This window comes from Clostridium tetanomorphum (assembly GCF_017873215.1).
GTDB classification, from domain to species: domain Bacteria; phylum Bacillota; class Clostridia; order Clostridiales; family Clostridiaceae; genus Clostridium_AO; species Clostridium_AO tetanomorphum.
In genome coordinates this window covers 131,520-141,498 of record NZ_JAGGKA010000013.1, presented here as the reverse complement: position 1 = coordinate 141,498, position 9,979 = coordinate 131,520, and the positions used below count along the sequence as shown (strand labels likewise).

Below are 9,979 nucleotides of genomic sequence, written 5' to 3'. Positions count from 1 at the left end.
AACTCATTTGGATTTAAAGCATCTTTAAAGTTGCTATGAAATACCCAAAAAACGCTGTCGCGTTAGCAAATTTTTTATGCTAATGCGACAGCTCCATATTTATTTATAAATTGATTTTTTCAGTAGTGTTAATAGAAGAAAACCATCCATAGCTATTAAGTGTAAATTGTACTCTATTAATTAAAATAAGTAGCCTTCTTCTTTTAAAAGTTCAGCAGTAAGCACAGAGCCACCTGCTGCTCCACGCAAAGTGTTATGGGAAAGGCATACGAACTTATAGTCAAATAAACTATCTTCTCTCAAACGGCCAACAGTTATTCCCATACCTTTTTCAATATCTCTATCAAGTTTAGTTTGAGGTCTATCAGCTTCTTCAAAATAAGTTATAAATTGTTTTGGCGCATTTGGTAAATTTAAAAGCTGAGGTTTGCTGCTATATTCCTTCCACAATTTTAATATATCATCTTTTAAAGGTTTATTTTCAAAGGATACAAAAACAGCAGCTAAGTGTCCATCAGATACAGGAACACGTATACATTGTGAAGTGATTATAGGTTCAACTGCATTAACAATTTTACCATTTTCAATATGTCCCCAAACCTTTAAAGGTTCATTTTCACTTTTTTCTTCTTCTCCAGAAATAAAAGGTATAATATTATCATTTATTTCTGGCCAATCTGAAAATATTTTACCGCTTCCTGATATGGCTTGATAAGTACAAACCAATATTTTCTTAGGTTTAAACTCCATAAGGGCATTTATAGCAGGAACATAACTTTGAATTGAACAATTTGGTTTAGCTACAATAAATCCTCTTTTAGTTCCCAATCTCTTACGTTGGCTTTCTATTAATTTTAAGTGTTCATGATTGATTTCAGGAATGACTACAGGAACATCAGGGGTCCATCTATGAGCAGAGTTATTTGAAACAACAGGTACTTCTGCTTTAGCATAAAGTTCTTCAATTTTTCTTATCTCATCTTTAGGCATATTAACTGCGCAGAATACAAAGTCTACTTTAGAACTTATTTCTTCAATTTCATATATATCTTTAATTACTATATTCTTCACATTCTCTGGTATAGGAAGATTTAGTTTCCATCTATCTTTTACAGCTTCATAATAAGTTTTACCAGCGGAATTCTTACTAGCTCCAATAACTACAACTTCAAAATAGGGATGATTTTCTAATAAAGTAACAAGTCTTTGTCCAACAAAGCCTGTACCTCCAAGTATACCAACTTTAAGTTTTTTATTCATATTTAATACCTCCAAGTAATAATTTTCGTTCTATAAAAATATGTTATATTAATATTATACGTATGTTTTTTACAATGTTTATTGCTTAAAATGCTTTAAATATTGTAAAAAGTGCTGTGATGTAGAATGAAAATATAGTAACATATAATTAAATATTAATAAAGAGGTATTATAATGGAAAAAGCAATAAATAGATATAGAAATAAAAAAGGATATTTAAAGAGAGATTTTGAAATTTTTCACATAAAAGATAAAAAGGATTTAAAGTTTCAGTTTCATTACCATGATTTTAATAAAATAATAATTTTTATTTCAGGTAAAGTAACTTATTTAATAGAAGGAAAGGCTTATAAGCTAAAGCCTTGGGATATTCTTCTTGTAAATAGTAACGAAATTCATAAAGCTATAATAGAGCAAAATGAAGTATATGAGCGTATAATAATATGGGTGAATTCAGATTTTATTATAAAACATAACCAATCTAATTGTGATTTATTTACCTGTTTTAATTTGGCTTCAAAACAGAAAATTAATTTATTAAGATTAAATCCTTATTCATTAAAAAATGTTAAATCTATATTGTATAATCTTGAATTAGCTAGGAAAGATGAAGAATTTGGAAGTCATATACTTAGTAATTCATTGTTTTTACAATTTATTGTATATTTAAATAGATTATTTTTAGATAGAAGTAATATAGAAGAATTAAGTGACATACAGTATGATAAAAGTATAGGAGAAATTTTAAATTATATAAATGAAAATCTTTCAGAGGATTTATCAATAGAAAAACTTGCTTCTATTTTCTATACCAGTAAATATTATTTAATGCATAAATTTAAAATGCAGACGGGATATACAGTTCATAATTATATAGTACAAAAGAGACTTATAATGGCTAACTCTTTGGTAAAAAAAGGTAGTAATATTACAGAAGCAGCCATAGAAAGTGGGTTTAAAGATTATTCCACTTTTCTTAGAGCATTTAAAAAAACTTTTGGAATGTCGCCAAAAAAATATTTTAAAACATAATGTAAAATATGGAAATGAAAAAATATGAAATTGTAATAAATTTGTTGTATTTTTGTAAACAAATTTAGGTAAATTTGTAGTACAATTAATTTGAAAAAGAAAATAATAAGGAACAGGTGATTTTACTATGAAAGATATGACAAATTATAAGTTTGATTCAAATTTAGAAAAGAGAAGAAAAAGAAGAAAAAAAAGAAGGTTTAAAAGAATGTTGTTATTTACTTCTGTAGTATTATTAGTTTGTTTTGTAGGAGTAAAAAATGTAATTAATAAAAAGAAAGCCTTATGGAGCAATAATATTAGTACAACATATAAAGAGCAAAAGGGAAGTAGTAACAATAACATAAAGGAAAAAGAAAATATAGTTGCTACAAATAATAATACTTCTAATGAAACTAAAAGTAATGATGCAAATGCAAAAGATAATAATGATGTAAATGCAAATAAAGATAGTAACATAAATAATAAAGATGTAAATAATAGTAGTTCTAATAAGGGAATAGTTATGACTGTTGATCAAATCTGGAGCAAGAGAGATAATAAAAAAATAGCATTTTTGACTTTTGATGATGGTCCAAGCTCTCATACTCCTAAAATATTAGATATTTTAGATAAATATAAGATAAAAGCTACATTCTTTGTTTTAGGAACCTCTGCAAAAAATTATCCTGAATATTTAAAAAGAGAAGTTGAATTAGGACATTCTATAGGAAATCACACATATAGTCATAAAATAAGTTATTTTGGAAATTATACACCTAATGCTTTTGTAGAAGATGTTAAAAGATGTGACAATAGTATAAAAGAAGTATTAGGACAAGATTTTAAAACTAATTTGGTTAGATTCCCAGGAGGATCTTTTAATCACAAAAGTTATGAAACTGCTTTGTTAAATTCTGGATTTAAACATATTGATTGGAACGTAGAAAATGGAGATGCTAAAAGATTAAATGTACCAAAAGAAGAATTAATAAATAACGTTAAATCTCAAATAGGACAACACAAACATGTGGTAATTTTAATGCATGATTCTTCAACAAAGGAAACTACTGTACAAGCATTACCAGATATTATAGAATTCTTAAAATCCCAAGGGTTTGAATTTGGAATAATAAGTCAAAACAATTAAAAATAATTAATAAATCAAGATATTTAGTATTATGATGAAAAGTGCTGTATTTAAAAACATAGCACTTTTTTTAATATATTAAATGTGGTAAAATTAACTTTGAAATATTTTAAATAGAAGTAAGTAATAGTGATAATAAAAAATAGGAAGAAGGTATAGGGTAATGTTAGAATTTCAAAATGTATCACTAAAAGTAGAAGAAAATGGTGAAGAAATTACTATATTAGATGATATAAATTTAGAATTAGGTGAGAATAAAATATATGTTATAACTGGTCCAAATGGAGGTGGAAAGACCACTTTATCAAGACTTTTAATGGGTATTAGAAAGCCCACTTCAGGAAAGATTATGTTTGATAATAAAGATATGACTAATATGGATATAACAGAAAGAGCTAAATTAGGCATAGGGTATGCTTTTCAACAGCCACCAAGATTTAAAGGATTAAAGGTCAGAGAACTTTTAGAATTAGCAGCGAAAACTGATAATAATGTGGATGTAGATTTATGTAAACTGTTATTGGATGTAGGGCTATGTCCTCAGGATTATATGGATAGAGAAATAAATAATAGTCTTTCAGGAGGAGAGCTAAAAAGAATAGAGATAGCTACTATATTGGCCAGAAAACTAAAATTAGCAGTTTTCGATGAGCCAGAAGCAGGAATTGATTTATGGAGTTTTCAAAAGTTAGTTGAAACTTTTAAAAAATTACATGAGGAAAATAAATTAACTCTAGTTATTATTTCACATCAAGAAAGAATAATTGAACTTGCTGATGAAGTAATAGTTATAGCGGATGGTAAAATAAAAGAAAAAACAACTAAAGAAAATATTTTATCTCAAGTAGTTTTAGATTCAGTCTGTAGTTGCAATGCAGTGTGTGATAGGAGGAGATAATAATGCTAGGACATGTAGAAGAAAAGATATTAAATATGATAGATAATGTAAAAGATATATTTTCAGGAGCACATAATGTGAGAAAAGATGGCGAAAAAATTGATAGAAGTATTTCTCCTAATATAAATATAATAAATAAAACTGATAAAAGTGGAATAGATGTTATAGTTAAGCCAAATACTAAAGGAGAAAGTGTACATATCCCTGTAATTCTTACACAGGAAGGCATTCATGATTTGGTATATAATACTTTTGACATAGGAGAAGGTGCAGAAGTAGATGTAATAGCAGGTTGTGGAATACATAATCCAGGACATTCTAAGACTCAACATGATGGGGTACATGAATTTTTTGTAAGAAAAGGTGCTAAATTAAAATATATTGAAAAGCACTATGCTGAAGGTGAAGGTCAAGGTAAAAAGGTATTTAACTCTAAAACCATTCTTCATGTAGAAGAAGGTGGAAAAGTGGAAATGGAACTTATTCAAATAAGAGGAGTAGACAGCACAAAAAGAGAAACAGAGATATATCTAGAAAAAGAAGCAAATTTAGTTATAACTGAAAGAATGCTTACGGATTACGATCAAGAAGCTGAATCTAGTGTAAATATAGAGATGAATGGTAAAGATGCAACAGCTCAGGTTATATCTCGTTCTGTAGCTAAGGAAAATTCAAAACAAGTGTTTTATTTTAATGTAAAAGGTAAGAATAAATGTAGAGGCCATGTACAATGTGATTCTATAATAATGGGAAATGCCAAAGTTAATTCAATTCCAGCAATTTCTGCTGAGCATAATGAAGCAGAATTAATACATGAAGCTGCTATTGGGAAAATTGCGAATGATCAATTAATGAAACTTATGTCTTTAGGACTTACTGAAAAAGAAGCAGAAGATACTATTTTAAAAGGTTTTTTAAAGTAATATAAGAAAAATTAAGCTATATAAGCTTTATTAGGAAGGAATAGAAAATGAGAAATAAGCAATCTATAATTAATATGCTATTTATACTTATAACTTTTATAACTATATTTGCAAGAAGTTTTCCAGTGAATTCTACCGAAAGAATGATATTAACAATTATTAGCATAATATTAGCTATTCCTCATATTACAATCATAGTTAAAGATAAAATGTATAATAATAAACTGAATTTATTCACTGCTATATTAGCAGTGTTTCAGATTATGAATGTACTTTATTATAGTTATATATTAAAAAAATAAAAAATTCTTCTTAAAAAAGAAGAATAAAAAAAAGCTGTGTTCCATGTAAAAATTTAAGAAGGCGGTTTCAAAAATTTTTATTTTTAATTTAAAGGCGGTTCTAAAAAGTTACAAAAGGGTTTGTCTTTAGGAAATTAAATTGAACACAGCTTTTTAAACAATTTTATTAAGTTTTAGTAAATATATTAAAATTAAAGAGAGCATGAAACTCTATGTTTTAATTTTTAAAAAAGAACTGTGCTCCATATAAATTATCTCTAGGAATTAAAAAACTATTTTTTTAGGAGTTTAGGAGTTTTTAATAGTAAGTTTTATGTATAAAACTATAAAATGAAAAAGAGCACAGTTTAAAAATTATAATAAAAAAGCAACCTAACCTCTTGGAAGGTATGGTTGCTATTATTTTACAAAACAAGTACACTATAAAAGAAATAATTCTTTTAATACACATTTCATAACACAACTTTCCCACCCGAAAGCTTCGCTATTTTCAAAATTTAGGCAGGTCTCCTGACTTATGATTCCTCCGTACTCTTTCCTTCCCCTTTTCAGAGTGGAATATTAAGAGCTTGTCATCAATTACAGTAGCGGGGGCTGTTGTGGAATTTAACCACATTCCCTTTTCACCTATACTACAAAAATTATAGGCACCTAAATTTAAAATATTTAATTTTTAATACATGCAAATTATAGCATTGAATGTTTAGAATGTCAATAAAATAATTTATTTAATATTTTTTATTTTTAAATATTAAAATATGTTGAAATATTTTAAAAAAAAGTGTAGTATAGTAAATGATCCATAAATATAAAAAATTTCTATTTATGTAATGGATAATGTAAAATTAAATAATATATGTAATGGAGTTTTCTGTAAAGTTTTGTAGAAATTAAAAGGGAATGAGGTTTGAATCCTCAACGGTCCGGCCACTGTAATTGGTGAGCTACTTCCAGTATGCCATTGAGAATATTCTTGAGAAGGCGGAAGTAAAGCTATGATCCATAAGTCAGGATATCTGCTTCATTAATTATAATTGATACAACTTCCAAGGAAAGTTAAGTATCTATGGGATTTAGAAAATTTTATTTTGAATATAAATTTTTCTATTTTTATATATGATAAAAACCTTAGTTTTCATTGGAAGCTAAGGTTTTTTATTACTTTAATGATGAGGTGTTATAAATGTTTAAGAAAAAATCATGGCTAATTATAGCTTTAATTTTAGTGTTTTTATTTGTAGGTTGTGAGAAAAAAAATAGTACAAGAGTAGTAACTAACAAAAATGTGACAAATACTGTAGAAGAGAAAAAAGATAGTAAAGATAAAAAGGAAAAAAAAGATATAAGCATATATAAAGGATATAAAGGACCTGTACAAGGAGAAATAAAATATCAAGAAGGAAGACCAGCAAAACAAAATTCACAAAATCTAAAAGCTAGTGGTGATATAGGAAGTCCTTATCATGTGGATTTAATTGTAACCAAAGATTTTGGACATAACAAAATGTTTTCCCAAAATGTAGGTTTAGTAAAAGATGAAGTTGGTATGGAAGTTCTTTTTAGAAATTTGGACATACAGACTGCTTATGGTGGAGGTTTTGTAAACGCTATAAATGGACTTGAATCCAAGTATACATTTTTTAGTGGAGCAGATAGAAAAAAAGAAGATTGGTTTTATTGGGTTAATGGAATATTAGCACCTGTTGGGGTTGCTGAATATAGACCATCAGATGGAGATGCAATATGGTGGGATTACCATGAATGGAATACAACAATGTTTATACCAGCAGTAATAGGTTCTTATCCTGAACCATTCCAACATGGATTTTGGGGGAAAAATCCTGGAACAGTAGTAATGTATACAGATGAATTTAAAGATGATGCTGAAAAGCTAAAGAAGAGCCTGAAAGAAAAAGGAGTAAAATCAATAGATGTAGTAAAGTATGATAGCACTAAGATAGACAAGCCTGATAAATATCATATATTACTTGGAAAGTGGGATGATTTACTAAAAAATAGTAAAAGACTTAAAGAGATGAACTGGAGAAATAAACTTGAAGGAACATATGTAGAATTTAAAAATGGAAAACTAAATGCATTAGATAATACAGGTAAGGTAATTAAAAGCTATGATAAAGCAGGAGCGATTTATGCAACTTCTTCTGGAATGGGTAGTACAGTACCGGTTTGGCTTGTAACAGGAACAGATTTAGAGAATGTAAGAAACGCATTAAATGTATTATTAGAAAAACCAGAAAAGATAAAAAATTATTTTGGGGCAGTTGTATCAAATGAGGACATTGTTAATGTACCATTTATACAGTAAAGTATTGAATGATTTTTATCCTAAAATAAATTATTTTTAAGGGAAAGAGTTATGCAGGGATGTGAACAGATGAAAATTAAATTAAAGAAGATAATTTTATGTTTTTTAATTACAGTTATAAATATATTGATTATAGGTGAAAGGATTTATGCACAAGATATAAATTTAAATGCTAAAACTTATTTTAATGGGAAAGTAAAAGTAGGATGTATAAATCCTATAGAAATAACGGTGGAGTCTTTAGGAAAAGATTTAAATGGTAAATTGTGTTTATATATTGAAGATGAAAAATATGAACATAATATAAATATTTCATCAAACAATATAAAATCCTATACATTTTCAGTTCCAATAAAGAAAACAATAAAAAGTATAAAAATTTCTATAATGGAAATGGACAAAATTTTAGCAGAAAAACAAATTCCTATTCAAATTTGTGATAATAAAACTTTATTTTTAGGAATTTTAAGTGACAATGTAAACAACTATAACTTACTAAAAAATATAAATATAAATCCAATAGATATTAAAAATGTAGAGATTATAGATTTGAAAAATAAAAATTTAAGTTTAGAATACATGCAAAATTTAAATTTAATAGTTATAGATGATTTTAACTCTCAAGGATTGACTAATGAGCAACAAGAGAATTTAGATAAGTGGTTAAATGTTGGGGGAATTGTATTTATTGGAAAATATAAATATGGATACAAAAATTTATCTGGAGTATTTGAAAAAATAAATGAGACAATTGCTGTAGGGAAAGGAGCTATTGTACCTATAGGGTTTGATTTAACAGATAAAAAAAATATTTTACAGTTTAATAAAGTTATAATGAAAAATATGAATAAAGATTTTTTATATAAATTAACCCAAAATATAAATTTTAAAGATGAAGGAATAAAAAGTGAAAAACTAAAGAATTCAGCTAATAATATGTTGAAGATAAACATTAACATAATTTACTTTTTAATATCAGTACTTTTTATTTATATAATTATTTTTCTTATATTAATTTTTTCAAAAAGAAGCAAAGCTTATTTATGGGGAGCGACTATTTTAGGTTTTTCTTTAATAGTATTTGTGGTTTATTTTATTGCAGATATAGGAAAGGAAAAAATAACATCAGCATCTTTAAATAGATATTCAGGACATATATGTACTACTAATTCTTTATTGAATGTATATCCATATAAAAAAGATCTAAGTATAAGTTTAAAAGATTCTTTAGTTATGTGCCAACAAGGAACAGGAAAGTATAGTTTAAATCCTATTGAGAAAAAGATAACTTATAATCCAACTCTAGAAACTAATTATTTATACAATATTTCTATGAATAATATGGAAAAGAAAATAGAAAATAAATTGGTTTTAGATAAGAATCAAATAAAAGGAGATATTGTAAATCAGTTACCATATAAGTTAAAGGATTGTTTTTTAATAGTTGGAGATACTGTTGTTAAAATAGGAGATTTGGATAGTAAAGAAAAGATTAAATTAGAATATACTTTAGATCACAATTTAAAGGATAATGGGGACTATGAATACTTAAATAATATAGAGAAAATGATTTCAGATAAATATGGGAAAGAGTTTTTAAAGTATTATTTTAATTTAAATGATATTGATGAATTAAATTGTAAACTGATAGGTTTTAGTAAGACTAAGCTAAATGCAGATGTTAATGGTAAGATGAGAAAGTTAAATGATATGGACATGGAAGTGTTACCAGTGAATATTGAATTTAGTAAAAATGAAATAAACATTTCTCATGGAATAGTACAACCTATAGTAGAAAAACAATTTGGTGATAAAGAGGGCAACATAAGGGAATATACTTTTAAAAAGGATGAGTATATTAAAATGTATTATTTAATTCCTAAAAACATAAATGCCAAAAAGATTAATTTAAGTAATACCTTTGGAGAAGGAAAGTTTTCTATACAAATTTTCAATTATAGTTTAAATAAATGGGAAAATCTAAATAGTTTGGTAATAAGTAACTTACAACATATAAATGAAAATAAATTATTATGTTTAAGGATAAAGGGCGAAGGAAGACTTATAATTCCCGAATTATCATTACAAGGAACTTTAAACTAAGGCGGT

General features: G+C 26.5%; 8 protein-coding genes and 2 riboswitches. Of the genes, 7 read left to right on the top strand and 1 reads right to left on the bottom strand.

Translation table 11 applies throughout. The features are described 5' to 3' along the window. Positions 1-180: 180 nt before the first annotated feature. Positions 181-1,260 (bottom strand): aspartate-semialdehyde dehydrogenase, encoded by a 1,080-nt coding sequence (gene asd, locus J2Z24_RS13440; RefSeq protein ID WP_035152657.1) that lies wholly within the window; start codon positions 1,258-1,260, stop codon positions 181-183. A gap of 174 nt (positions 1,261-1,434) precedes the next feature. Here asd and J2Z24_RS13435 point away from each other — a divergent pair, with 174 nt between their 5' ends. The 7 genes from J2Z24_RS13435 to J2Z24_RS13405 all read left to right on the top strand — a co-directional run bounded on the left by J2Z24_RS13435 (position 1,435) and on the right by J2Z24_RS13405 (position 9,973). Then, positions 1,435-2,292 carry an AraC family transcriptional regulator gene (locus J2Z24_RS13435; protein ID WP_035152660.1) on the top strand — a complete coding sequence of 286 codons (858 nt, stop codon included), beginning with the start codon at positions 1,435-1,437 and terminating at the stop codon, positions 2,290-2,292. 127 nt (positions 2,293-2,419) lie between these two features. Next, entirely contained in the window at positions 2,420-3,421 is a 1,002-nt protein-coding gene (locus J2Z24_RS13430) for a polysaccharide deacetylase family protein (protein ID WP_051593458.1), read from the top strand. A 163-nt stretch (positions 3,422-3,584) separates the two neighbouring features. Then, positions 3,585-4,319: an ABC transporter ATP-binding protein gene (locus J2Z24_RS13425; protein ID WP_035152662.1), complete on the top strand. Its 735-nt coding sequence runs from the start codon at positions 3,585-3,587 to the stop codon at positions 4,317-4,319. 2 nt (positions 4,320-4,321) lie between these two features. Then, positions 4,322-5,242, top strand: a complete 921-nt coding sequence (locus J2Z24_RS13420) for a SufB/SufD family protein (protein ID WP_035152665.1) — start codon at positions 4,322-4,324, stop codon at positions 5,240-5,242. A 47-nt stretch (positions 5,243-5,289) separates the two neighbouring features. Continuing rightward, entirely contained in the window at positions 5,290-5,544 is a 255-nt protein-coding gene (locus J2Z24_RS13415; protein WP_035152668.1) for a hypothetical protein, read from the top strand. A gap of 483 nt (positions 5,545-6,027) precedes the next feature. Then, a riboswitch (cobalamin riboswitch) is annotated at positions 6,028-6,214 on the bottom strand. Between the two features lie 177 nt (positions 6,215-6,391). After that, positions 6,392-6,582: riboswitch (cobalamin riboswitch) on the top strand. Positions 6,583-6,727: 145 nt separating this feature from the next. Further along, a complete protein-coding gene (locus tag J2Z24_RS13410) occupies positions 6,728-7,870 on the top strand; it encodes a DUF4430 domain-containing protein (RefSeq protein WP_035152671.1) in 1,143 nt (380 codons plus the stop codon). 69 nt (positions 7,871-7,939) lie between these two features. Then, positions 7,940-9,973 carry a DUF8725 domain-containing protein gene (locus J2Z24_RS13405; protein WP_035152674.1) on the top strand — a complete coding sequence of 678 codons (2,034 nt, stop codon included), beginning with the start codon at positions 7,940-7,942 and terminating at the stop codon, positions 9,971-9,973. Positions 9,974-9,979: the final 6 nt, after the last annotated feature.